Genomic DNA, 26350 nt, shown 5'->3' with positions numbered 1-26350 from the left:
TTTTCATTTTGATTATTTTTTTGTTATGCTCATTCCTATAACCATACCCAAAAGCATACCGATTGATATAGAAGTCGCGATGTTGTCTTTTCCTAAAGCAGTTCCGAAACCCGCGCCTAGCGTCATTCCTAACGCCATTCCAAGTGACATATAATTATCATCGGTTTTATCTGATTGTTTCTTCGATTTTTTGATGACGATTAGAACTAATATCACTGTTATAATCAAAGGTAAAAGTATTTTAAATATTTCCATGTCTTCTCCTTTTACAAATCTTTTTTGAAACAAATAATACTGTTTGCCTCGATAAATCCAATTGCAAGATGAAAATTCATGCTTTGGATATTATCCAATAGACAGTCGCTGGCAAACTCAGAACATCCCATTTTTTACCCAAATTTCGCAGGATTTTATGCAAAGTTCTACATTCGCAAAACAAAGTGCTATGTACAATAACACCACGTAAAATTCTGGGAACACACTATTGGATTTTCATAGCTATTATATTTTTGTTTTTATTATTTGTCAAGAAAAAGAACTGATACACATTTGTGCTCAGCTCCTTGTAATAATTTTATTTATTTTTCTTTTTTTTTGATAAATAAACTCCTCCCAGAGTCGTAATTCCAGCAATTGCTAATGATAAAATTTCATTTTCATATCCCGCTTTTGGTAATCTTCTTTTTGGATTATTTTTGTTATTTGCCTTATTTCTTCTTTGAGGATTATTTGCTTTATCTTTTGGTTTTTTCACTTCTGGTGTTTTTGCTTCCGGCTTTTTAACTTCTGGTTTCGTTTCAGGAGTTTTGTTTTCCGGTTTTTTATCTTCTGGCTTTTTAACTTCGGGTGTTTTTGCTTCCGGCTTTTTAGCTTCTGGCTTTTTAACTTCTGGTTTCGTTTCAGGAGTTTTGTTTTCCGGTTTTTTATCTTCTGGTTTCTTGTCTTCTGGTTTTTTGTCTTCTGGTTTCTTGTCTTCTGGTTTCTTGTCTTCTGGTTTCTTGTCTTCTGGTTTCTTGTCTTCTGGTTTCTTGTCTTCTGGTTTCTTGTCTGCTTTTTGAACAACTTTTAAAATTTTTGGTGAATCTTTTTTGCCTTTTTCTTGTTGTTGAATTATATATTCATCGCCTTCTTTTGCTGCTTCTTTCAAATCAACTGACCAGTTACCATCTTTTCCAACCACTGTGCTTAATGATACGCCATCTCTTTCTCCATTTTTAGGTAGTTTTGTTACATTAATTGTAGCGCCAGGAACTCCTTTACCTGTTACTTTAGTATCCCCAGTTTTGATGTCGTGTACTAATGGGAAACTTGATAATGCTTTTTGTTTTTCATTTGGCTTTTTATCTTCGGGTTTCGTTTCAGGAATTTTGTTATCGGGAGTTGGTTTTGTTTCTCCTTCTGGCTTTTTGTCTTCTGGTTTTTTAACTTCTGGTGTTTTATTATCTTCAGGTTTCTTTTCACCTTCAGGTTTCTTTTCAGTTTCTGGTTTCTTGTCTTCTGGCTTTTTATCTTCTGGTTTCTTATCTTCTGGTTTTTTGTCTTCTGGTTTTTTGTCTTCTGGTTTCTTATCTTCTGGTTTTTTGTCTTCTGGTTTCTTATCTTCTGGTTTTTTGTCTTCTGGTTTCTTATCTTCTGGTTTTTTATTATCTTCTGGTTTTTTATTATCTTCTGGTTTTTTATTATCTTCTGGTTTTTTGTCTTCTGGTTTCGTTTCAGGAGTTTTGTTATCAGGAGTTGGTTTTGTTTCAGGTTGTTTTGATTGATAATCAGCTTTTTCAACAGTTATCTCTGTTTGATCTGAATAATCTTTTCCATCTTGACGCTGAACGGCGAATATAATATCTCCTGCTTTAAATTTTTTCGTATCTCCAATTGTAACTGACCAATCGCCTTTTTCATCAACAACTACATCTTTTGCTAAGATAACACCTTTAGAGTAGTTCTTATCAGTTTTTGAAATACTTACTTTTGCACCTGGCACTCCTTTTCCAGAAATTACTGTATCTCCTTCTTTTACGGGATTAATTGCTGGTTTTTGTGATTTTTCTTTTCTTGATTCATTTTCTTTTGCTGGCGGATTTGGTTTGTTGTCTTTGTTATCTTCAGCTGGCGGTTGATTATTTTGTTTTTTTGATTTAACTATTACAGTTTTTTCTCCGTTAGCATATTTCTTATATTGAGTAACTATTATTTTGTCGCCCGCTTTTAACTCTTCACCTAATGTCGCTGACCAGTTACCTTTTTTCATCAACAACAGCATCCTTACTTATGCTTGTACCTGGTTTGTTCTTTAATTCTACTATTAAACCAACTTTGTGTCCTGGTGCAGCGGTCCCTTTAATTGTTTTGTCGCCTTCATATACATCTTTTACTGTCAATTTTGCTTGTTCTTCTTTTTCACGAGCATCTTCGTCTTCTTGTGAAGGTGGATCTTGCTGAGGTTTTTTATTTTGATCAGGATTTTGTTGTGGATTTTTTTCGTTTTTCTTTGCTTCTACAACAGTATTTATTTGTTTAGAAATCTCTTTTCCTTCTTCTTGTTGAACAACTAGAACCACATCACCTTTTTTCAATTCTATTCCTTTTGGAACATTTAAAATCCATTTACCATTTTTATCGACTTCAATATTTTCTCCAATGATAAGACCTTGAGGGCTTGTAACATGAATCTTTGCACCAGCTTTTCCAGTTCCGCTTATAGTCTTATCTCCTTCTGTAACAGGATTTATTGTAGGTGTTTGTGACCTTTCTTTTTCTATATCTTTTTCATGATTTTCTGGTTTATTATTTTCTGTTTCAGGTTTCTTTTCTACATCAGGCTTTGTGTTTTCTGTATCTAAATTGTTTTTATCTTTAACTATACTCATAGCTGTTGCATTTTCTTTGTTTCCATCATATTGAGTAACGTTAATGATATCACCTTTTTCCAATTCGTCTTCTTGTGTCAATGAAACTTTCCACACTCCATTATTATCAACCGAAGTTCCCGCTTGGAATTTTCTACCTGTTTTTGTAGATGTTACTGATAGCTCCACCCTATTACCTGGTTTACCTTTACCAGAAATGACTTTATCCCCTACATTTGATTCATTTATTGTGATTTCATTTTTTTCTTGTGGAGTTTGTTTTTCTGTTTCAGGATTTTTGTTTGCAGTTTCAGTTACAAATGTAAATGTTGTAGTAGATGTTTTTCCTGGTTCTGTTTGAATTGCTTTTACTTTGTATCCTTTTTTAAGCGAATTTTGATCTACTGTGACTTCCCATGTTCCATCTTCTTTTACCGTTGTTTCTCCTGCTGTTTCGCCATCATCTTGTTTCTTTTCGATTTCAACTTCAATCTTAGATCCTTTTACGCCTGTTCCACTAATTTTAGTCTGACCTTCTATAACTTGATTAATCATTGGCGCTTTTGAAGCGTTTTGATTGTTTCTGACTGTTATGTTGGCCGTCACTACAGCTGTAGATTGATCCTTGTATTTCACAGTTACAGTTACGCTTATATTTTTTTCTTTATCTATATTTTCGAATTCTGAAGCATCTGGAGTGTAGCTAATCATTCCTGTATTTTTGTTAATACTCAATCCTTTAGGCGCACCTGTGCCCAATTCAAAAGTTGTGCCTTCAGGCATTGTAACTTTCTTGTCGTTTTGTTTGAACGAAATATTCATAGTTGTACTATTTCCAACATATACAAGACCAGGTATTCCATAAGTCGCTGTGTATTGTGTGTTTAATTTTTGTACTTGATTTTGAATTTCTCCTATAGGGTTAACTGAGCTATCCTTTTGTATGCTAGAATTATCATTGACTTTATCAGTTGCCAAATCTGAATGATCCACTTGTCCAACTGGGGGAATTATTTTTCCTTGTAGTAATTCAGTTGATTTTTCTTTTTCTTTAGTATTTGATTTGTTATTTTTTATGTTTTTTGTCTCATTATCTACCAACACAGAATTTATTTCAGCATTTGCTTGTGATAGGTTTGGAGTTAAAGCAAGCGCATATCCTAAAAAGCACGATACAACTCCTATTGATAATTTTCTTAATCCGTATTTTAGTCTTTTGTTAGCGTTATTCGCTCTTTTTCCGTCAATAAATTTTTTAAGTAATTTTTTCTTATTCATCTCTTTTCCTCTCAATTTTTATTTTAGCTTGTTTCCATTTTTGTATAAGCTAATTTATTAAAATACACTTTATGTTCCTAACAATGCATATTTTACCATGTGAAAATGAAAATTAAAATATTTTTATTCCAATCGCCACTTTTACACATCAAACACTGTTATATCAATCTTTTCGGGTTGAATATATTGAGTTTTTAGACGTTTTTTAACAAAAATCCGTTTTCACAAATTAATTTTCAGTGTGATTTTTATGTTTTTATTTGTATTTTACTTGCATTTTAAGAAGAGTATTTATTATTTTATTTTAGATATTTTATTGAATTTGCTAGGATTCATTTCTTTTTTATTTCATAATTCTTTATTTTATTTTCGCATTTTTGAACATTTATTGTGATTTTTAAGAAATTTTTATTCTTTTTCTTGTATCTTTTTCTTGATTTCGTAAATTTTTCTTAATTTATTTTTATACATTGATTTTATTACGATAAAGATAAGGGTGATTTTTGCTCTAATCTAATAATTTTATGTATTTTTATTCCTTTATCAATGTATATTTCACTTTCATTTCATAATTTTTAATTGTTTTTAAATATTTTTTAAAGTCATGATTACAAATAGTGTTATTAATTTGTGGATATTCTCTAAATTATTACAAAAACGAAATATTTTTCTTCTCTTCGCCATAATTTCATATCCTTTGTCCACTTTCTTATTAATTTCGATGTTTTTATAACAATATTGTTGCTTCATCCCAATAAAAAAACTGACCTTCTAAGTCTTATAACTTTTGAAGATCAGTTATATTTTATTCAGATAAATTTTTCCCCGATAATTTGTATACTTTTTTCGCTCTGTTTTTGAGTCTTGAATCGTGTGTTACACATATTAGTGTCGTTTTTTTGTTCAATTCATCAAGCAAGTCCAAGAATTTGTCGACGTATTCTTCATCCAAGTTAGCTGTTGGTTCATCTAGTATTAATAGCTCTGGTTCATTAATTAACGCCCTTAGAATCATTAATTTTTTGATTTCTCCGCCAGACAAATTTTTCGCACTGTTTAGTTGAAGAAGTTCTTCCATGTCGTATTTTTTGATGAATTTCTCATAATCAAAATTATCCACGCCTGAAATGTCTGCTTTCATTTCCAAGTTTTCCTTAACTGTTAGTGCTGGAAATACTATCAAATCTTGTGGTACAAATGATATTTTTTTGGAACGAAGATCAGATATTTCTTCGTCTGTAAAATCTTTTACTTCTTTGGAGAAAACTTGTACGCTTCCTTCATCGTAATTTAAAAAACCTAAAATCACATTTAGAAGTGTACTTTTACCTGCGCCACTTGCTCCGACTATAGCGATATAGTCATTTTCATCTACAATTAGGTTTACATCTTTTAGTACTTCGTTTTTTCTATCAGAATTGATAAGGTAGCTTTTTGATAAATTTTGTATTTTCAATATTTCCATTTAATTACCTCTCAATGTTAGGGCTAATTCGTCTTTGGATATTTTGATTACGTTGAATATTTGCGTGATTAGGGCAATCACTACTACAACTAATAATGTTATCGCAGAAATAATTAGTATTTCTTTTGCATTTACGCTCATAAATGCCAAGTCCAAAGATTTTTCGATTTGACCGGAGAATAGCTTCACTGTGAGTATGGATAATCCAATTCCTATTACTGCCCCAATAAATGATAGTACTACTGAGTATTTTAGGATAATGGATTTTAGTTTACTCTTTTTTATACCAAGTATTCTAAGTGTTGCCATTTGCTTTTCTTTGTCTTTGAAATCAACTGTAAATATCGAAATTAATACGATTATTGCCATTATCAATGTAAATGTTAGTAGTATTTTCAAATATTTCATAAGAGAGAACATTTCTTTGGATAGATTGTCTACGAAGTTTTTGTTCATGACAACCATAGTGTGAGTTCCTCTTAGTGATTTCATAAGGTTAACTGTTAATTGTTCACTATCTGCATTATCTTGTTTTTTTATTAAAATTGAAGATATTTCAGAATTTGGAACGTATTTTTGTGGATGAACTTTAACAGAATCTTGTAGCATTTTCTTCGCCGTATCAAAATTCATGAATATTGCATTATCAAATCCAAGGCCAGTTTTCATTAATTTTGATTTTACTTTGTATTTTTTGCCGAAAAAAGTCAATGTGTCTGCATCAACTACACTCACGTTATTTCCGATTAAAATTTCTCCGTCTTTCAATTCCTTTACATCTTGTTTCATCCAAGGTTTTATTGTAAAGTCCTTTTCAAAATCAATTCCTATAGCTTGGACAGGGAATGAACAACAAGATTCTTGAAGTGTCGCAATGTACAATTGTGGAGCTGCTTGTTTTACTCCTTTGACTTTTTGTACTTTATCAAGCACATCATTTTGCATGTAGAACTCAGAAGGCTTACCAGATACGAATAATGCTTCTTGTTCTTTTCCGCTTTTTTCTGGAACAATCATCATATCTGCGCCCAATCTTTGTTTCATATTGTCAATTGAATTGTTAAGTCCAATTGAAAAATACATGCTTACAAACAAAAGTGCGGACACTATCGCCATAATCAAAACTATTATAAATGTTCTGACAGGATTTGATGACATCCAGTTTTTAAGGTAAAGTTTATCTTTCATCGATACTCTTCTTCAATACCACAAGATAAGCTATTGAAATTATTGCAAGGATTATCGAGCAGATTGACACTGCTGGAATTGTCTTCATTTGACAAGCGGCACCTGCGTGTTTGCATCCTCCTATTACTACTTTTGCTAATAAAAATGAATCAATAGCTAAAACTGGAACTGCGATATTAATTCCCCATTCGATTTTTTCGTCTTTAATGATGTATGCGATGACTAATAAAATCACGATACTTACTGCGATGACAAAAACAGCATTTGACATGTGGAAACATTTCATTGGCATTTTGCCTGGCATTACTTTGCATGGTTTTGCGATGACTTTTGGTATTAAAGCTAAAATAACCGCCGCTACCAATTGTAAAATTTTCAAAATTTTCTTCATATTTTCCCTCTTAAATATTTAATGTTTCTAATATTATTTTCTTTTTACATACAAATAATTTTATCATAAATATCATTAGTTCATTAATTGAAATTTTCTATAAATAACGCCGTATTTTTAACTTTTTGCAAATTTTTATCATTTATATTCTAAAAATTATCTTACAAATATTGATTTATTAACATTTTGTAATTTTGAATCACTTATAGATTTTTCCTATAAATAGTAAATCGTTTGTTAAATTTATTTACAATTGGGTATATTACTATAAAGTATTTGCGTATTTTGTAAAATAAAAGGTATATGATAAAATATATATATTAAATACCACGAAGAGAGAGATATTATGGATTTAAAACAATTAGAAACGTTCATAACTGTTGTGGAATGGGATAGTTTTTCTGAAGCTGCTAAAAGACTTTATCTTACACAGCCCACGATAAGCACCCACATCAAACAAATTGAAAATGAACTTAATGCAGAATTATTAAAAAGAACAACTAAAAAGTTAGAGCTTACTCCTGAAGGAAGAGAATTCTACAATTACGCTAAGGCTATTTCGAGAATTATGGAAAGCATGCAGGATTCTTTTTCAAAAAAAAGTCTAACTACTTTTAACATCGGTGCAAGTTCTGTTCCTGCAACATATATTCTACCTTCTCTTTTAACAAAATATCACAAATCTCACATCAAAACTTTGGTGAATATAATTCAATCAGATAGTTTAACTACGATTGACGGAGTTATAAATGGTTCAATCAATATTGGAATCGTAGGCATGACTACAATGGATAAAGAACTTACCTTTGAAAAAGTTCTAAGCGATAAGCTAGTAGTAGTCACACCATATAACGATTATTATAATGCATTGAAGAAAAACAATGTCAAGATAAGTTCTATTTTAAAGGAACCAATAATTTTTCGTGAACAAGGTTCTGGAACATTAAAAGAATCTATGAAAATGATAGACGCTTTAGGAATCAGCAAGAATTCACTGAATTTGATTGGAACAGCAAATAGCACTGAAACGTTAAAGCAATGCATCAGAAATGGTATGGGAATATCGATTATGAGCAAACTTTCAGTAGAAGAAGAAGTTGCAAATAATCAATTGATTTCTTTCAAAATCGATGATTTCGAATCGGTACGTCACTTCTATCTGGTATATCGTTCCAACTCTTTACTCTCAGAGCCAGTTATAGATTTCGTAAAATTCACAAAAAAATACTTAGAAGAGAATTTTTAATTCATAAAAATAACCGCAATAGCTCATACTGTAAGCATTGCGGTTTTTTGTGTTTGTTTTTATTAAGTAAGATGAAGTAAGTCATATAAATAATAATGAATGATATCAAAGTATAATGAACGAGTCCTCTGAAAAAAATTTTATAAAATTCAATCGAGAAATTCGTAAAAATTCAACTGTTTGAGCGTAGTAGAGTTTTGAATTTTAGAATTTTGAGATTAGAATTTTAAAATTTTTGTAAGCGAGACGAAGCGAGTTATACTTTGATATATTTTAGGACTTACTCACTTTACTTTTTTAGGACCTTTAACTATTACCCTTCATCATCAAATTACTTCAAATCTGTTTGCTTTTCCTTGTCTTTTTTTTCGATTATTTTAGCCATTATCAAGCTCACAACAGTAAGTCCCACTACCAAAATAATCGCTTGGTAGAATTCCTTGGATCCTACATTCAGCACTTTATCCCCCAAATTCAAATACACAAGCGTTCCAGGAATTATTCCAAGAACTGATGCAAACATATATTTGGACAGGCTTATGTTCGTCAATCCAAATCCGTAATTTATAAGATTGTATGGAATAATCGGAATCAATCTGCAAATGAACAAAAGAGTGAACAGTTTTGAATCTGGTGCATTTAGTATTCTGTCCCTATTTTTTTCGGAGAATTTTTCATTAATCATCTTAACAACATAATCGTGTCCGATTTTTCTAGAAAGTTCAAACATAAGCAAGCAATTCATCGATGCTCCTATAACTGTGTAAATACTTCCCTTAACAAGCCCGAAACTAACTCCACCGATTAACGCCAATGCTGGAACTGGGAAGAAACCAATTGGAAGTATCGTGAACAATAAAATATACACAACCGCTCCCCATGGGCCAGATTTTTGTACCAAGTTTCTGATTGAATCGTAAGGAACGAATACCATCAGTCCCACAGTTAACGCAACCAAAAGAACTATCAAAAATATTTTCTTAAATTTTTCCATATTTCACCTACTAATTATATTTGAATTCATTGTATCGTATAAATTTAATATAATCAACTAAAAAATGCACACAGCCTACTAAGCCATGTGCATTTCTAATATTTTTAAACTTTCAAATCAACAGAGTATTCTGTGTCGTATTTTGAAATAACTGGTTTGACGTCTTCTTCTATAAATTCAACCACTTGTTCTGGGCATCTTCCAATATAAAGTTTGCCATCTAAAAGTGAATTCAAATCGTCTTTGTCAAGATTAAAAGCTTCGTCTTTTTCCAATAATTCTAATAAATTGTTGTCTAGTCCTTCTTCTTTTACTCGTCTACCTGCAACCATAGAATATTCTCTGATTTTTTCGTGAAGTTCCTGTCTGTCGCCGCCACGTTTTACAGCTTCCATCAATATGTTTTCAGTCGCCATAAATGGTAATTCCTCATTAACATGTGCTTTGATTTGGTTTTCGTAAACAACAAGTCCGTCTGTAACGTTGATTGCTATTTCCAAAATACTATCCACAGCCATGAAACTTTCTGGAACACTCATTCTCTTATTTGCAGAGTCATCCAATGTTCTTTCAAGCCATTGAGTACTTGCCACAAATTGTGGGTTTTGAACCAAACTCATCACGTATTTTGAAAGCGATGAGATTCTTTCGCATCTCATTGGATTTCTCTTGTATGCCATCGCTGATGAACCGATTTGTGTTTTTTCAAAAGGTTCTTCCAATTCTTTTCTGTTTTGCAAAAGTCTGATGTCATTTGTCATTTTGTGAGCTGATTGTGCGATTGATGATAGAACTTGAAGCACGTGGTAGTCGATTTTTCTTGTGTATGTTTGTCCACTCACGCTAACTGCGCTGTCAAATCCCATTTCCTTTACGATTTTCTTTTCCAATTCTTTTACTTTGTCGTGGTCATTGTCGAAAAGTTTTAAAAATGATGCTTGAGTTCCGGTAGTTCCCTTTACTCCTCTCAATTTCAAATTTTCTTTTCTGTAAATGACTTCTTCCAAATCCATAAGGAAATCTTGAATCCACAAAGTAGCACGCTTTCCAACAGTCACTAATTGTGCTGGTTGATAATGAGTGTAGCCAAGCGTTGGCAAATCTTTGTATTTAATCGCAAAATCAGACAAGTGTTTAATCAAAATCGCTAACTTTTTCTCTACGATTTCAAGTGCATTTCTCATCACGATAATGTCAGTGTTATCAGTTACATAGCAGCTTGTCGCTCCCAAGTGGATAATTCCAGCTGCGTTTGGACACACTTCACCGTATGTTTTCACGTGAGCCATTACATCATGACGAAGAACTTTTTCGTATTCAGCAGCCTTGTCAAAGTCAATGTCTGAAATGTGCGTTTGCAATTCTTCTATTTGTTCGTCTGTAATATTAAGTCCCAATTCTTTTTCAGATTTCGCCAATGCCAACCACAATCTTCTGAAAGTTTCAAACTTAACTTGAGAGCTGAAATTGTGGCTCATTTCGTGGCTTGCGTATCTCGTGTTTAATGGACTTTGGTAAATATCGTTGTTCATTATTTCTCCTTGAAGTATTCTACTGCATTTCTAAAAATATTTTGCTTGTCGATATCGTAAATATTTTTGTACAAATCATCTGCGATTCTTTCAGTGTGACACATTCTTCCCAAAATCTTACCATCTCTGGATAAAATTCCTTCGATATTGTAGTCTGATCCGTTTGGAGAGATTTTGTAAGCTGAGAAAACTTGTTCATTATCCAAAAGTTCTTGGAGTTTATCTTCTTTGATTACAAATCTTCCTTCACCGTGTGAAATCGGCATTCTGTAAGTTTTGTTCAAGTCAATTCCATTTGTCCAAGGGCTGTTATTAGTCAAGCACAATGTATCTACAAATGTCGCAATGTGTCTTCTGTTTGTGTTAAATGTCAAGTTTGGATCATCTTCTTGTGGTGATGTAACTTTTCCATAAGGAAGAAGTCCAGTCTTCACCAAAGCTTGGAATCCATTGCAAATTCCAATTACCAATCCGTCGTTTTCGTTCAACAAATAATCTATCGCACTACTTATTTTCTCATTTCTTAGAATATTTGCCAAGAACTTAGCTGATCCGTCTGGCTCATCTCCTAGTGAAAAACCTCCAGGAATGGCAAATATTTGCGCTTTTCTAATTTTTTCTGCCAAAACATCAATAGAATTTAATATATCTTCTTGGTTTCTGTTTTTGAATAGAACAATTTCTCCATCTGCTCCATTTTCTTTGAATGCATTCAATGTATCCCATTCACAGTTTGTTCCAGGAGCTGCTAAGATTACAACGTGAGGTGTATCAGTTGGTTTCTTGGATTTCATTCTACGTTGTTCGATTTTTTTATTTTCTATTGGTTTGTACTCGATTTTTTCTTTTGGTGTGAATACTTTATTTAAAACTTGAGTGTAGCCTTCTAGTAATTTTTCTGAATCTAATTTAACATCATTTACGATAATTTCATCACTAAATTCACCGATGTGTTCGATATTTTCGTCGTCTTCAATATATTCAACTACGAAACTTCCGTACATTGGGTTGTACAAATTATCAAATTTGATATTAAAACCAGTGTTTCCTACAGATTGTTCAAAAATATTAGCCAACAATCCTTTCTTATCCAATGCAATTGCAGAAATAATATTTTTCTTTCTGATTTGTTCTGTGATAAAATCGAAATTTTCTTCTAATTTTTCAAGGTTCAATGTTCCGTCTTCTTCGTAAGGTGTTCTCACAAGACCTATTTTGCCTTTGCCTTTCAAATCATTCGTAATGATGTTGTCCACATCTTCGTGTGTCACTGCAAATGAAATCATAGTTGGTGGAACCTTGATGTCCTCGAAGTTTCCACTCATACTGTCTTTCCCACCGATTGGCATTGCTTTGAAATGTTTGGAAACAGTGAATGCTCCAAGTAATGCTTTCAATGGTTTGGACCAGATTTTTTTGTCTAGCATTTTTTCGTAATATTCTTGGAATGTCAATCTGATTAAGTTTTTGTCAGAACCCAAAGCGATTAGTTTACTGATTGATTCTACAACTGCGTAGTATCCTCCCAAGTATTGAGATTGTTCGGACAAATCAGCGTCAAATCCATAACTCATCATAGATACAGTTTTCATAACTCCATCCATTGTTGGAATCTTTGCGACCATTGCTTGAGAAGGATTCAATTGCAATTTACCACCCATTGGATTGATAACAGTGTTTCTTCCGATTGTGGAGTCGAACATTTCTATCAAATCTCTCTTAGATGTTATGTTAAGCATTTTAACTTTGTCGTAGAATTTGTTCGCATCAGAACATTTTTCAGTCAAAATTTCTGGAACATCTTCTGATACAACTTCAACTTCAGCGTTTCTATCTGAACCATTTGTGTTGATGAAATCGTAGCTGATGTCTGCAATCAAATCTTCATCGTAGAACATTCTCATTCTGTTAGTATCTGTGATGTCTGCAACCACAGTTGTCCCGATGTTCTCTGCGTCTGCATATTTCACAAATTCTTCCAAATCTTTCTTAGCTATAACACATGCCATTCTTTCTTGTGATTCACTGATAGCAATTTCAAATGGTTTAAGACCTTTGTATTTCAACGGAACTCTGTCCAAATAAATATCTACACCATCGTGAAGCTCACCAATCGCAACGCTCACTCCACCTGCTCCGAAGTCGTTACATTTTTTGATCAAACTTGCAAGTTCAGGAATTCTGAAAAGTCTTTGGATTTTTCTTTCTTCAGGTGCGTTACCTTTTTGAACTTGTGCAGATTCTGTTTTGATACTTGTAACTTTGTGGCTTTTTGAAGAACCTGTCGCTCCACCAATTCCGTCACGTCCAGTTCTTCCGCCAAGTAAGATTACGATGTCTCCTTTTTCAGGTTCAATTCTCTTGACATTTTCAATTGGAGCTGCAGCCATAACAGCTCCACATTCCAATCTCTTAGCAACATATCCGTCATGATAAATCTCATCTACAAATCCAGTTGCCAAACCAATTTGGTTTCCGTAAGAAGAATATCCTTTTGCAGCTTCTTGTGTAATTTTGATTTGTGGAAGCTTTCCATCCATCGTGTCTTCCAATGAAGTAAGAGGATTGCCCGCTCCTGTGATTCTCATAGCTTGGTAGACAAATGCTCTACCACTTAGTGGGTCTCTTATTGCTCCACCCAAGCAAGTACTTGCGCCACCGAATGGTTCGATTTCTGTAGGGTGATTGTGTGTTTCGTTTTTGAACATCAACAAATAATCCCTTGTTTCGTCAACACCATCAACTTCCACGCGAACTTTGATTTTAACAGAACAAGCGTTGATTTCAGATGAAATTTCCAAATCATCAAACTCGTTTTTGCTTCTCATGTATTTGGACAAAATCGTTCCAAAACTCATAAGATTGATTGGTTTCTCTATGTTTAATTCTTCTCTAACTTTCAAATATTCTTCAAAACTATTATGAATTGCTTCGTCTAGTTTTGTCTTTGCATTGAATTCAATATCCAAGAAAGTGTTGAAAGTTGTGTGTCTACAGTGGTCAGACCAGTAAGTGTCCAAAATCTTGATTTCTGTTTCGTTTGGATCACGGTCTTCTGATTTGAAATAATCTCTGATGCATTTCAAATCTTCGTCATTCATCGCCAATGAGTGATCGTCGACGAATTTTTGAAGCTCATCATCTTTCATATCTCTGAAATTTTTGTATGTTTCGTTTTCCAAATTCTTAGGATTTTCTTGTTTCAAAGTTGTTGGAATACCAAGCAAACTAACCTTGTGGCTGTCAACAGGATTTACCAAATATTTTTCGATTTTTTCCAAATCTTCTTTGTTAGCGCCTTCGATTTCGTAAACTGTCGATGTCTTGCAGTCGACATCTTCATCCAAAATCAAACTCAATGTGTCAAGCACACCTTGTTTTCTTTGGTCAAATTGACCTGGCAAATATTCCACAGCGATTGCGTTTTTCATATCAGCTTGTAATTTCAACGCATCTTCTCCGTAGAACACATCATCTACAGATTTTTCGCTAAGAACTGTGTCGACAATTTTTCCCAAATTATCGTCGCTAATTTCCAAATCGTATCTCTTGTAAATTACGAATTTATCCAAATCAATTCCAAGTAAGTTTTCAATTTGCTTTTTCTTTTCCTTAGATTCATAATCGTATTCGTCTTTTTTCCTGACATAAACTCTTTTAACTCTAGGACCAATATCAGTTCTGTGATACATGTTTTTAAAATCCACCTTTTCTATATCTTCATAACAAGCCTTAATGACATCATCAAAATTCTTTTTAGAATTTACAATATTTAGTACTCGGCCACCGTTTGTGACGATTTTGCCGTCGACTTTTTTCGTTCCTGCATGGAAAACAACACTGTCTATATCAGAAATTGTAATCTCATCACCCTTGTCATAACTTTCCGGATATCCACCAGCACTTAGAACAACGCAAAGTGCTTTGTTGTCATTTATTTTCAAATTGACATCGGATAATTTCCCTTCGCTTGTTTTCATCATAATATCCAACAAATCATTGTCGATAAGTTCAAGCACGACTTGAGTTTCAGGATCTCCAAATCTAGCGTTAAATTCCAACACGTAAACTCCATCATCAGTAATCATAAACCCAATGAACAACAATCCTCTGAAATCAATGTTTTCTTCTTTTAATCCTGTGAGAATTTTGTCCAAAACGCTTTTTTTGATTCTATCTACAAATACTTCTGCCTCGACATTTGGAGCGTAAGTTCCCATGCCGCCAGTGTTTGCTCCCATTTCTCTTTCAAAAATCTTCTTGTGATCCTTCGCTGTTGGAAGTGGAAGAATCGTCTTAGAATCAGTAAAGCACAACAAACTCATTTCAAATCCGTCTAGGAATTGTTCGATGACAACCATGTTATCTTTTTCTAGTACATCTTTTAAGATTTCCTTCAAATCATCAGAATTATCTACAATGTAGACTCCTTTTCCAGCTGCAAGGCCATCTCTTTTAACGACAACTTTGCCATTTTCTTCCAACAATTTACTTGCAAAACCATAAGACTCATTAAAATCTTTGCTCTCCAAATACTTAGCTGTATTGATGTCGTATTTTTCCAAGAATTTTTTCGTAAATGATTTTGAGTTTTCAAATTCAGCGGCTTTTTTTACAGGTCCAAATATTTTAAGACCATTTTCTTCGAACAAATCTGAAATTCCGTCGCACAATGGATTTTCAGGGCCAACAACTGTGAAGTCTATTCCATTTTTCTTTGCAAATTCAAGCAGACCTTGCAAATCATCTGCTTGAATATCTACGTTTTCTCCGATATCTTCAGTTCCAGCATTTCCTGGTGCGAAGAAAACTTTCCTATTTTCATCAAAAGATTTTATTTTACGTCCAAGCGCGAACTCTCTTCCACCTGAACCTACAACTAATATTTTCATAAAACCTCCCAATTTTTAATGTTTGAAATGTCTGTTTTTTGTGAACACCATACTAATTCCGTACTCATTGCATTTATCGATGGAGTCTTGGTCTTTGATACTTCCACCTGGTTGAATAATAGCTTTTACTCCTAATTTGTGTGCAAATTCTACGCAATCAGAAAATGGGAAGAAAGCATCTGATGCCAATACGCATCCAGTAAAATCAACGTCCGGGTGATTGTTGGCTATGTTTTCCAACGCCCAAATCCTAGATGTTTGTCCTCCACCAATTCCCAAAGTGTGAGAATCTTTTGCTAGTACAATTGCATTTGATTTTGTGAATTTAACCACTTTCATGGCAAATTCCAAATCTTTCTTATCTTCATCACTTGGTTTTTCGTCAGTAACTACGTTGTATTCGTCAACGCCGAAGTCTTTGTCTTGGATTAAAACTTTTCCGTTCAAATACTTAATGTCTTCTTTTACTGAATCGTTGTCAAATTTTATCTTAACAAGTCTGATGTTTTTCTTTTTGGTTAAAATTTCAAGTGCTTTTTCGTCGAAATCTTTCGCAGCGATAATTTCCAAGAAAATTTGGCTCATTTCGTCGGCACATTTTTCATCTACAACTCCATTGATGGCGATAATTCCACCGAAGATCGAAGTTGAATCTGCCAAGTATGCCTTGTGGTACGCTTCAGAAACGCTGTCTGCAATGGCAACTCCACATGGAGATTGGTGCTTCAATGCAACACAAGAATTTGCTCCCAATTCGTCAGCCAATTCCACTGCTACATTCAAATCGTTGTAATTGTTGAAGCTCATAGCTTTACCGTGAATGACTTCGCAATCTGTCAATTTGCCATTTACAAATGGGTCTATGTAAAGATTGGCACTTTGATGTGAGTTTTCTCCGTATCTAAGTTCGTCTTCTTTTTTGAAACCAAAAGTTCTGTAGTCACTACGTTCTCCAACTTGTTCTTGAAAATATCTTGAAATCACAGAATCGTAGTAAGCTGTCAAACTAAAAGCCTTCATCGCTAGTTTTTCTCTGTAAGCTATGTCCACGTTGTCATTTTTCAATCTGTCGATAATTTCGTCATAATCAGACGGATCTGTTACAACCAAAACGTCCTTGTAATTTTTTGCAGCACTTCTTATCAAAGTTGGACCACCGATATCGATGTTTTCAACGATGTTGTCGTGGTCTCCAGTTTTCAATGCGTTTTGGAAATCGTACAAATTAACCACAACAATGTCGATTGGTTGAATGTTCAATTCTTCTACAGTTTTCTTGTGTTCTTCGTTATCTCTCTTATACAAAATTCCACCGTGAACGTATGGTGACAAAGTCTTCACTCTGCCTTGCAAAATTTCAGGGAAATTTGTAACCTTGGAGATGTCTATTACATTTACTCCAGATTTTTCGATTTCCTTGTAAGTACCACCTGTAGATATGATTTCATATCCCAATTCTTGTAAACTTTTTGCTAACTTACCAACATTTGTCTTATCCGTAAGTGAAATTAATGCGCGCATGAACTCTCCTCCAATTTTTTTATAGCATCTTTCAAAATGCCATGTTCTATTTTCAAAACTTTCTTTGCTATCTCATCTTCCGATTTACAATCAGAAATATCCACAGACCTTTGAAGTAAAATATCTCCATCGTCTAATTTTTCATTCACGAAATGCACAGTTGCACCGCTAGTTTTTTCCTTATTAGCAAAAACTTTTTCGTGAACATGGATTCCATAACATCCCTTACCACCGTATTTTGGAAGCAATGATGGATGGATATTTACAATTGTAAACTCATTTATAATTCTCTTTGAAATTTTAGGCAAGAAACCTGCCAACACGATCAAATCTACATTTTTTGATTTTAAACAATTTATGATTTCTTCGTCATCTTTTGAAACCAAAGTATCCACGTTGAAATCTCTCGCAAAATTAAGACCAGCTGCGTTTTTGTTACTAACCACAACAACAATATCGCTTTTGAAATAATTGTCTTTTTTTGCATCCAACAGAGCTTTCAAATTGGTACCAGTACCTGAAATAAAAACTGCAATATTCATTTAATCACCTATATAACTATCGGATCTACTGGATAATCTCCATCAAAACAAGCCTTACAGAATTTGTCCATTTTGTCGCTGCTCGATTTTATCATTCCTTCCATTGAAATAAACGCTAAGCTATCTGCGCCGATTTTTTCACGGATAGCTTCGATATCCATGTTCGCTGCAATCAAATGCTTTCTTGAAGGCGTGTCAATTCCGTAATAGCAAGGGAATTTTACAGGTGGCGATGTGATTCTCATGTGAACTTCTGTCGCACCAGCTTCTCTAATTCTTTGAATCAAATTAGCACTTGTAGTTCCTCTTACAATGGAATCATCTATAAGAACAATTCTCTTTCCTTTTAATACATGTCTTAGTGGATTTAGTTTCAACTTAACAGCCATTTCTCTTTCTTTTTGAGTTGGTTTGATGAAAGTTCTTCCCATGTATCTGTTTTTTACCAAACCTTGTGCATAAGGAATTCCTGTTTTTTGCGCGTAACCTATCGCTGAAGGAATACCTGAATCTGGAACCGGAACTACCAAATCAACATCACATGGAGATTCTTGTGACAAATATTCTCCGCATCTTCTTCTAAAATTATATGCGTTTGTTCCATCTAAAGTGGCATCTTCTCTTGCGAAGTACACATATTCAAAGAAACAATGACGTGGTGCTTCATCTGTTGTATACATCGAAGAATTTGCTCCTTCTTTGTCTACGACAATTATTTCTCCTGGTTTAACATCTCTGATTTCAGTTGCTCCGACGATTTCCACCGCTGCATTTTCTGATGCAAACACAACATCTTCATCATTTTTCCCCATAACAAGAGGTCTAATTCCCAAAGGATCACGAAATGCTACAAGCTTATCTTTCAAGCACAACACAACTGCGTAAGCTCCTTTGATAAGTTTCATTGTTTTTTTGATAGCTTCAACGATGTCACCTTTGTAATATCTAGCAATCAAATACAAAATAACTTCACTGTCAATCGCTGTTTGGAACATCACGCCATCTTCTTCAAGTCTAGTTCTTAAAATTTGGTGATTGATAAGATTTCCATTGTGCGCCAAGCTCATTTCAATTCCCTTTGCAAAAGCCATCAATGGTTGAGTATTGTAATCGTGAGAACCACCAGCTGTCGAATATCTTACGTGTCCAATTCCTACATTACCAACTAAATTATTCAAATTTTCTTCCTTAAACACATCGATAACAAGTCCCATGCCTTTTTCTCTATGTAGGTTTTCACCGTTACTAACGGTGATACCACAGGATTCTTGTCCTCTGTGTTGTAAGGAGTTAAGTCCGAAAAATAATTTCTTATTAACTTCGGACTTAGAATATATCCCTATAACTCCACACATCCTAGCCTCTCATTCTATTTAGAACTTCTTTGTAGCCTTCTGTCAAATCTCCCAAATCTCTTCTGAAAATATCTTTGTCTAATTTTTGGTTAGTGTCTTTATCCCACAATCTGCAAGTATCTGGGCTGATTTCGTCAGCTAATAAGATTTGTCCATCGTCAGTTTTACCGAATTCGATTTTGAAGTCAACTAATTTTAAGTTGATTTTCAAGAAAAATTCTTTAAGTAATTCGTTGATTTTCAAAGTTTCTTCTCTTAAATAGTCATATTCTTCTTTTGTGATAACTCCAAGAGCAATTGCGTGGTCTTCACACATCAATGGATCTCCCAAATCATCATTCTTATATGATAATTCAAAAGTTGGTTGATTTAAAACTTTTCCTTCTTCAACGCCGTATCTTTTTGCAAAAGAACCTGCAGTGATGTTTCTAACGATAACTTCAAGTGGCATGATAGTAACTTTTTTAACTCTCATATCAGTATTGTTGATTGTTTCAATGTAGTGAGTTTTGATACCGTTTTTTTCAAGCATTTCAAAAATCATTGTAGTGATTGCCAAGTTAAGTTCACCCTTACCAGCAATTGTAGCTTTCTTTTCACCGTTACCAGCTGTTGCATCATCCTTGTATCTGATGATATATTCATCAGCCTTTTCTGTTAAATAAACTTCCTTTGCCTTACCTTCGTACAATTTTTCCATAATACCCTCCTAAAATAAAAAAATAGAGAATTCTAGATAGAATTCTCCTAAATTTTTTGACAAATATACACTTGTTTATTGGACGCAAAAATAGCTATCAATTTGCCTCTCAATTTATTGATAAGGCTTAAATCGTGATTCGTAAATCTCAAATCAAAAAGCTTTTTTATGAAATTTATTGAAATATCAATAACGCTCATCATTTTGCCCCCACTAAAATAATTTACAATATATTATATCACACAGACCTATAATTTGCACCATCAAAATATAAAAAAATAACAAACAATTTCATACACTACATTATCATAAAAATCATTGTAAATTATTTTTCACTCATTTCACGTGATTTTTCCACACAGGCAAGCTGAGCTTGAATGACAGCATTTCTAAGCCCGTATTTTTCTAAAACTCCCACAGCCTTAATAGTCGTTCCTGCTGGCGAACACACCATGTCCTTCAATTCTCCTGGATGTTTGTGAGTTTCCATTAACATTTTAGAAGCGCCGAGCACCGATTGTGCCACGAATTTGTATGCCATATCTCGTTTCATTCCCGTTTGTACAGCTGCATCAGCCATCGCTTCCATAAACATAAACACATATGCAGGAGACGATCCGCTAACTCCAATCACACAGTCCATCAAACTTTCGTCTATTACTTCGCTTTTTCCAAACGAATTGAAAATATCCGTCACGATTTTCAAATCATCATCATTTATATTTTCATTCGGACAAATCGCAGACATTCCTTCCCCGACAAGACATGGCGTGTTCGGCATAACACGTAAAATCTTGTGGTCTTTTCCCAAAATTTTTTCAATATCTGAAATATTAACCCCTGCTGCAACAGAAATCACAATAGCTTCCTTATTAATAACATCTTTGATTTCTTCTAAAACTGTTGGAATAATATGTGGCTTCACTGCAAGTATTACAACATCAGAATTTTCACAAGCTTTCTTGTTGTCAGTAGTCGTGTTCACTTTCAATTCTTCTTTCAAATCGTTTAATTTCTTCTCAGATTTATTTGAAACAAAAATTTTATCTCTATCTATTAACTTAGATTTCACAACGCCAGAAATCATCGCAGATCCCATGTTTCCCGCGCCAATAAAACATAATTTATTCATAAATACCTCGCTTGATTTTCTTAACTATATTCTATCAGATTTCATAAAAAAAGAGCTAGAAATCAACTAGCTCCAATTAGAATTTATTTGATTTTTTCCAGAACTTCTTTTGTTTTTTCAGCATTCATGTTGTGATAGAATTTGCCATTAATCATAATATTTGGCCCATCCTTACATTTCTTGAAACAATTTTGAGTTCTGAGTCGAATTTTTCCATCAGCAGATGTTTCATTAAAATCCATTCCAAGCTCTTTTTTCACCGTCTTCAACACTTCCATCGACCCGTTCTTCGCACATCTCGGTCCCGAACAGCACACAATCTCGTATTCAACCTTTGATTCTTTGATAGATGGAATGAATTTTATAATCGTCTTGATGTATTTCTCATCAATATCAAAAGCGTCTGCTATTTGCTTTTGGTGACTAATCGAAACACAACCAAAAAAATCCTGGCAATTCCTAATAGAAACCTTCGCTCCCTCTTGGCTACCCTTGCCAAAACTCTCCACAGATTCGTCTAGCTTTTCCTTGAAAATCAGCTCCTCATTCTTTTCTTCACACATATAATCACCTTTTACCTTTTTTCTTATTAAGTTTATTATTAATATAGTTACTTATATCCACAAATTTATCCAGACTTCTGAACACTTGAAAAATTGCAGAACGAATAGCAAAATCTTCGTGAGTTTCTGGCAATTTCATCATATTGAAATGATTTTTTAGAAAATCAATTCTATTTTTCACCTTCGCCATTTCTTCACCATCTGTCAAATTTTCAGAAGTTTCTATTAAAATATCTGAAATGTATTTTCCATCTGAATATTCGGGAGGAATCGTCTTCAAATCATGATACATCTCTTCTAATAAATCCATCTCCCTATTTCTCAAACGTAAATTGTCCAGTATATCTCTGCTATTTTCAATTAAATTATCATTTTCAATTATCGCAATTTCAATCGCCTTGTCGATGTCTTCATCAAGTTTTGAAATCTTGTCTTTGTATAACTTCACATCTAAATGTGTTATCAGAGATTGTCCGAACAAATTCAAAATGAACGTCATATCTTCGTCAATATTATCGATTAACTTGTTTAATCTATCTTGGCTTGTAGGAGCGTAGAAATTGGTTAGCATTGCAAATCCTGTCCCTATAAACACTAGTGCCATTTCATTCAAAATAATAGCTGAGTCAATTCTTCCGAATGCCAACAAATGTGTCACAATTACACTTGAAGGTCCCAACCCCAGCTCTATCTTTAACAAAAAAGACACTGGCACAAATAATAGCAAATACAATCCGAAAACCCAATTTTTATATCCCAGTTTTTCAAATAAAAATCCTCCAATCAAAAGAGCAATCACTGCAGACAAAGTTCTCTTAAGTCCACCTTCTATCGTAGCTTTTCTAGTATCAAACACATTTAATATCGCAATAATTCCCGCCGCAGCTGCAAATTCAAGTGATAATTCTTGTGAAACAATTATCGCCAAAAGTGAAGCCAAAGCCGTTTTAATCGTTCTAGATACTATCGATTTTTTCATAATAAACTCCTATATACTTTCGTTGTATTATTTATACCCAATTTGTGTTTCAAATGGTAATTTTAGCCACAATAAAAGCACCTACAAATGTAGATGCCTAATGATTATTTTCAATATCTATCAAACTCAAAACCAACGTCATTATCATAATGAAAAATGCAAAAAACGCGTATAAAAAATTGGCACTCATAATATTTAGCTTAAAAAGTCCAGCTATGCAATAAGCATATATACTAAACCAAAAAACAAATAGTGACCAATCCTTTTTGTTTTTGAACGTAATTGATTTGTTATGACTGATTAAAATTGATATCAATTTTATAAAAATAAAAATCCAAATCAACAAAAATGCAATGCACGAAAACAATTCATCAGTTATTTTATCTAAAACGAGAGAAATTGCACTTGCAACCGCTACGAATAATACTGCGCAAATTCCTATCAACAGTGATTTTGCAATACTAAAATCTGATTTGTCGAAAGATTTGTCCCATTGTTTCAAAGTCATAAAAATAATTGCTGGCACTTCAAACATATATCCCAAAAAATTAACCCAAATTACACTCATGAACATATGATGATTGATAGCAAGAGTGATTGGGCGTCCATCCCACACCCAGAAGCCTCCGTTTAACCTTATTGCCACCACATCCAAAAGCAAATCCATGCTCACAATCAACCAACCACTCAACAAAGCCTTCATTACATTGCTGATTGAAAACTTGTTTGCGATTCTAAGCGCACACACGCTGATTCCTCCCCACATCAGGCCTCCGAAAAAGGGAAACTGATAGGGGTAGAAACCAATACTTATGAAAAAATCATTGCTATAATGATAAATATCTGTAAATCTCACTGCCAAAAGTTCCAAGCAAAACCCAGCCAAAGCTCCCGAAATCAAAAGACCAAGCTCTCTGTAGTTTTTGCTTTTCAAAATATCGACAACCAAGATAGATACGATAAAATAGCATAAAATCTCAAAACCATTAATCCAGTTCATAATTTTCCCCACTCTTATCTCAATCTGCTACCAACAAAGCATCCCATCAACGAAATCGCGCCGTAAATGAATATATAAATCGTGGCACTTTCATTCATATAAATAAGTACGTAAGGCACGAATATCACCATAACCAAAAGAGGGTAAAGAAAGTCAAAAGAATTCTTACTGCCACATATTATAGCATTTACAAAAGTTATAACAGGAATTGCAAATAATAAAATAAACATTGCACTGCCCGTATCTTTCATTAACAATGTCAACAAATAAAAACAGATTACATTGACCATTAAATACGGGAAAAGTTTTTTAATTCTATTCATAATATCTATTCCTCATCATCAACCGATTTTACAGATTGCAAATTATATTCTGACTTTAATTTTTTGAAAAATCCGTCAATATCATAATTTTTATTAAAAGAAAAAGTCACCTCAATCATAGATTTGTCATCCATTTCCTCGTCAACAATATCTAGTTTTCTAATTTCAACACCTTCTTTTGAAGTAAATTCATAAAAACTATCTTGATTAAAATTATAAGTATCGAAAATCATTGAATATGATTTTGTAGTTTTCTTGTTGATTAAATCACTGATTTTATTGAGTGAAATCAAAGTTACAAGACAAATCACAGTCGCAATGATTGCCCCTTCGTAATATCCAATTCCTACCGCAAGCCCAATCGCCGCAGATAGCCACAAAGTCGCAGCCGTAGTTAATCCTGTCACCGCATTCTTTTTTTGAAGAATAGTACCAGCACCCAAAAAACCAATACCGCTTATAACTTGTCCCGCAATCCTCGCAGTGTCCCTGGCAGTATCAGATGAAAACTTACCAATACCGTCAATTCCAATAAGCATAATCAAACACGCCCCAACACTAACAATAATGTGAGTTCTAAAACCCGCAGCCCTATTCTTGATTTCTCTCTCTATTCCAATTACAGCTCCCAGTATCGCTGCTAATATTAATCTAGTTGCTACCATAAATATATCCATAAATTCCTCCTTTTATATTTATACCCAATAATTATTGCGGGTAAGTCTTTTATGAAACTAAGAATAAAAAATATTTTGTGCATTTACTTAAGCGCTAAATTAAATGTGCAAAAAAGAATAAAAACAATTTACACAAAAAATATTTCAACTAATTAAGGAGCTGAAACCAAAATTTTACGGGTGATGCTTAAAAGCGTCACCCGATTTTTTGTATAAAATATTTTATTAATAGTTATCAAATTCTTTTCAGATTTTTTTATCTTTTTTATTCTACCATCTTCAATATCCAAAGCCACTTGACATTGAACTGGACATGTTCCACATATACCTTCTTTCCTATTAATCCTACTTATTGTTTATATTAATATGATATCAAATATTTAGATATTTGTTAAATAAAAAAATCGGAGTTTCCTCCGACTTTTTTATTATTTTTTGTAAACTTCTGGAATTTTAATGTCGTTTCCAACTTTATTGTCAATTCCATCAATTTCTTTAGCCTTCTTTAGCCAATCTTCAAAGCTAATTCCTATAGGGAATTTTTCATCAATTTTATCTTTCTTAGTAAAATCACTGAAGGATTCTATTCCTGACTCTTTAACGAAATTTAGATTTACAAATTCACCAAGCTTATCAGTTTTTGGTCTAAATTTTTTATCAATATTGTATTCATCGTATTGTTTTACAAAGTTATCAATATTTTCTTGATTAAATTCCCAAGTAAGTGTTCTACCTTCTGCAATGGTCTTCATATAGATTGTCATAAGACCAACTTCAGGTGCTGTACCAAATCCGTCTGCAAACATCATTGCTGCGTTATATGGATGTTCGTATAAGTATTTAAGTGACATTGAATGTGCTACTAAAAGTCTTTTTGCAACTTCTGGATGTTCTTTTTTGAAGTTTTCATTCATTGCATATATACAGCACATTCCCCAACCATGTTTATGGTCATTTTTTTCTTTAGTTTCATCAATTGTTCCACCCCAGCCTACAGCAACAACTCTTCCAAGTCCTTGATATTCACATTGTGAAGCATATGGGTCACAACATGAAAATGCTGAAATCTGTCCTGATTTAAGTGCCATAGGGGCATCTTTTTGTCCCATCTTTACAATTTGATATTTGTCTTTTTCAGTTGGTATTCCAAGTTTAGATGCCCATTTAATCCATTCAGGATCATTTTCAGGATCTTCTGTGATAGCTAATTTTTTACCAACTAAGTCCTTAGGATCTTTAATGTCATTAGAGACAACTAAGTATCTTGATCCTCCAATGTGATTTGCAGCCGCCATGATTATAGGAGCTCCTTCATTTCTTGCATTTAATGCCCCTTCAATACCCATATAACCTACGTGCATTTCACCTGTTGTCATTGCTTGTGCTATGTTTGTGTTATTTGTTTTTGTAACTGTAACATTTAATCCTAAAGCTTTATAAATTCCCGCTTGTTCTCCAACAATAGCTGCTACCATATGGTCACAGTTATTGTATCCCATTTGAATCTTTAGATTCTTGTCGGCTTCAGGGATTTCTGGCAAGTTATACTTTGCCGCTACAGCCTTTGCATCATATGCTACTTTTTCAACATTCCCAGTTGAATTATCTTTACATGCTGTAAGTGAAAATAGCATACATGAAATAAGTAAAATAGATAAAATCTTTCTTTTCATAATTAACCTCCTTTTATTGATATATCTATATAATTATTATAAACCTTAAACTT

General features: G+C 33.5%; 22 protein-coding genes. 1 reads left to right on the top strand and 21 read right to left on the bottom strand.

The window, feature by feature from the left end:
- Positions 1-12 precede the first annotated feature (12 nt).
- The 6 genes from ABDJ34_RS05865 to ABDJ34_RS05840 all read right to left on the bottom strand — a co-directional run bounded on the left by ABDJ34_RS05865 (position 13) and on the right by ABDJ34_RS05840 (position 7168).
- A complete protein-coding gene (locus ABDJ34_RS05865; protein WP_412701686.1) occupies positions 13-255 on the bottom strand; it encodes a DUF2700 domain-containing protein in 243 nt (80 codons plus the stop codon).
- A gap of 319 nt (positions 256-574) precedes the next feature.
- On the bottom strand, positions 575-2248 hold the full coding sequence (locus ABDJ34_RS05860; RefSeq protein ID WP_412701685.1) for an Ig-like domain-containing protein: 1674 nt from the start codon (positions 2246-2248) through the stop codon (positions 575-577).
- Positions 2235-4124, bottom strand: coding sequence for an Ig-like domain-containing protein (locus ABDJ34_RS05855; RefSeq protein ID WP_412701684.1), 1890 nt, complete (start codon positions 4122-4124; stop codon positions 2235-2237). The genes ABDJ34_RS05860 and ABDJ34_RS05855 overlap by 14 nt, the downstream gene beginning before the upstream one ends.
- A gap of 805 nt (positions 4125-4929) precedes the next feature.
- Positions 4930-5589, bottom strand: coding sequence for an ABC transporter ATP-binding protein (locus ABDJ34_RS05850; RefSeq protein ID WP_154273049.1), 660 nt, complete (start codon positions 5587-5589; stop codon positions 4930-4932).
- Entirely contained in the window at positions 5590-6777 is a 1188-nt protein-coding gene (locus tag ABDJ34_RS05845) for an ABC transporter permease (protein ID WP_412701683.1), read from the bottom strand.
- Positions 6767-7168, bottom strand: coding sequence for a DUF4418 family protein (locus ABDJ34_RS05840; RefSeq protein WP_412701682.1), 402 nt, complete (start codon positions 7166-7168; stop codon positions 6767-6769). The genes ABDJ34_RS05845 and ABDJ34_RS05840 overlap by 11 nt, the downstream gene beginning before the upstream one ends.
- 346 nt (positions 7169-7514) lie before the next feature.
- Between ABDJ34_RS05840 and ABDJ34_RS05835 the strand changes: the two genes are divergently transcribed.
- Complete coding sequence (locus ABDJ34_RS05835; protein ID WP_002834761.1) at positions 7515-8414, top strand: selenium metabolism-associated LysR family transcriptional regulator; 900 nt, start codon at positions 7515-7517, stop codon at positions 8412-8414.
- A 331-nt stretch (positions 8415-8745) separates the two neighbouring features.
- Here ABDJ34_RS05835 and ABDJ34_RS05830 read toward each other — a convergent pair whose 3' ends face one another.
- The 15 genes from ABDJ34_RS05830 to saoX form a co-directional block, all read right to left on the bottom strand.
- A complete protein-coding gene (locus tag ABDJ34_RS05830; RefSeq protein WP_412701681.1) occupies positions 8746-9408 on the bottom strand; it encodes a TVP38/TMEM64 family protein in 663 nt (220 codons plus the stop codon).
- Between the two features lie 104 nt (positions 9409-9512).
- The gene (gene purB / locus ABDJ34_RS05825) at positions 9513-10940 is read right to left on the bottom strand and encodes an adenylosuccinate lyase (protein ID WP_154254854.1); all 1428 of its coding nucleotides are present in this window, start codon (positions 10938-10940) and stop codon (positions 9513-9515) included.
- Positions 10940-15832 (bottom strand): phosphoribosylformylglycinamidine synthase, encoded by a 4893-nt coding sequence (locus ABDJ34_RS05820; RefSeq protein ID WP_412701680.1) that lies wholly within the window; start codon positions 15830-15832, stop codon positions 10940-10942. The genes purB and ABDJ34_RS05820 overlap by 1 nt, the downstream gene beginning before the upstream one ends.
- 15 nt (positions 15833-15847) lie before the next feature.
- Positions 15848-17353, bottom strand: a complete 1506-nt coding sequence (purH, locus tag ABDJ34_RS05815; RefSeq protein ID WP_412701679.1) for a bifunctional phosphoribosylaminoimidazolecarboxamide formyltransferase/IMP cyclohydrolase — start codon at positions 17351-17353, stop codon at positions 15848-15850.
- Positions 17341-17895, bottom strand: coding sequence for a phosphoribosylglycinamide formyltransferase (gene purN, locus ABDJ34_RS05810; RefSeq protein ID WP_156850030.1), 555 nt, complete (start codon positions 17893-17895; stop codon positions 17341-17343). Before purN ends, purH begins: the two co-directional genes overlap by 13 nt.
- 8 nt (positions 17896-17903) lie before the next feature.
- Positions 17904-19250 (bottom strand): amidophosphoribosyltransferase, encoded by a 1347-nt coding sequence (gene purF / locus ABDJ34_RS05805; protein ID WP_227905759.1) that lies wholly within the window; start codon positions 19248-19250, stop codon positions 17904-17906.
- A 1-nt stretch (position 19251) separates the two neighbouring features.
- A complete protein-coding gene (gene purC, locus ABDJ34_RS05800; protein WP_094206209.1) occupies positions 19252-19950 on the bottom strand; it encodes a phosphoribosylaminoimidazolesuccinocarboxamide synthase in 699 nt (232 codons plus the stop codon).
- A gap of 325 nt (positions 19951-20275) precedes the next feature.
- Positions 20276-21082, bottom strand: a complete 807-nt coding sequence (gene proC / locus ABDJ34_RS05795; protein WP_412701678.1) for a pyrroline-5-carboxylate reductase — start codon at positions 21080-21082, stop codon at positions 20276-20278.
- A gap of 83 nt (positions 21083-21165) precedes the next feature.
- Positions 21166-21645 carry an NADH-quinone oxidoreductase subunit NuoE family protein gene (locus ABDJ34_RS05790; RefSeq protein ID WP_412701677.1) on the bottom strand — a complete coding sequence of 160 codons (480 nt, stop codon included), beginning with the start codon at positions 21643-21645 and terminating at the stop codon, positions 21166-21168.
- Between the two features lie 4 nt (positions 21646-21649).
- Positions 21650-22624 carry an aromatic acid exporter family protein gene (locus tag ABDJ34_RS05785; protein ID WP_412701676.1) on the bottom strand — a complete coding sequence of 325 codons (975 nt, stop codon included), beginning with the start codon at positions 22622-22624 and terminating at the stop codon, positions 21650-21652.
- Positions 22625-22721: 97 nt separating this feature from the next.
- A complete protein-coding gene (locus tag ABDJ34_RS05780) occupies positions 22722-23624 on the bottom strand; it encodes a DUF422 domain-containing protein (protein ID WP_412701675.1) in 903 nt (300 codons plus the stop codon).
- 14 nt (positions 23625-23638) lie between these two features.
- The gene (locus ABDJ34_RS05775; RefSeq protein WP_412701674.1) at positions 23639-23947 is read right to left on the bottom strand and encodes a hypothetical protein; all 309 of its coding nucleotides are present in this window, start codon (positions 23945-23947) and stop codon (positions 23639-23641) included.
- 5 nt (positions 23948-23952) lie between these two features.
- On the bottom strand, positions 23953-24624 hold the full coding sequence (locus ABDJ34_RS05770; protein ID WP_412701673.1) for an MgtC/SapB family protein: 672 nt from the start codon (positions 24622-24624) through the stop codon (positions 23953-23955).
- Positions 24625-24776: 152 nt separating this feature from the next.
- Positions 24777-24914, bottom strand: coding sequence for a hypothetical protein (locus tag ABDJ34_RS05765; RefSeq protein WP_412701672.1), 138 nt, complete (start codon positions 24912-24914; stop codon positions 24777-24779).
- A 138-nt stretch (positions 24915-25052) separates the two neighbouring features.
- Positions 25053-26297 (bottom strand): ABC transporter substrate-binding subunit SaoX, encoded by a 1245-nt coding sequence (gene saoX, locus ABDJ34_RS05760; protein ID WP_412701671.1) that lies wholly within the window; start codon positions 26295-26297, stop codon positions 25053-25055.
- Positions 26298-26350: the final 53 nt, after the last annotated feature.

Origin of the sequence: Finegoldia dalianensis, assembly GCF_046255015.1 — a bacterium.
In the GTDB taxonomy this organism is placed as follows: domain Bacteria; phylum Bacillota; class Clostridia; order Tissierellales; family Peptoniphilaceae; genus Finegoldia; species Finegoldia magna.
The sequence above is the reverse complement of the archived record's forward strand: the minus strand, read 5'-3'. Positions and strand labels throughout refer to the sequence as shown.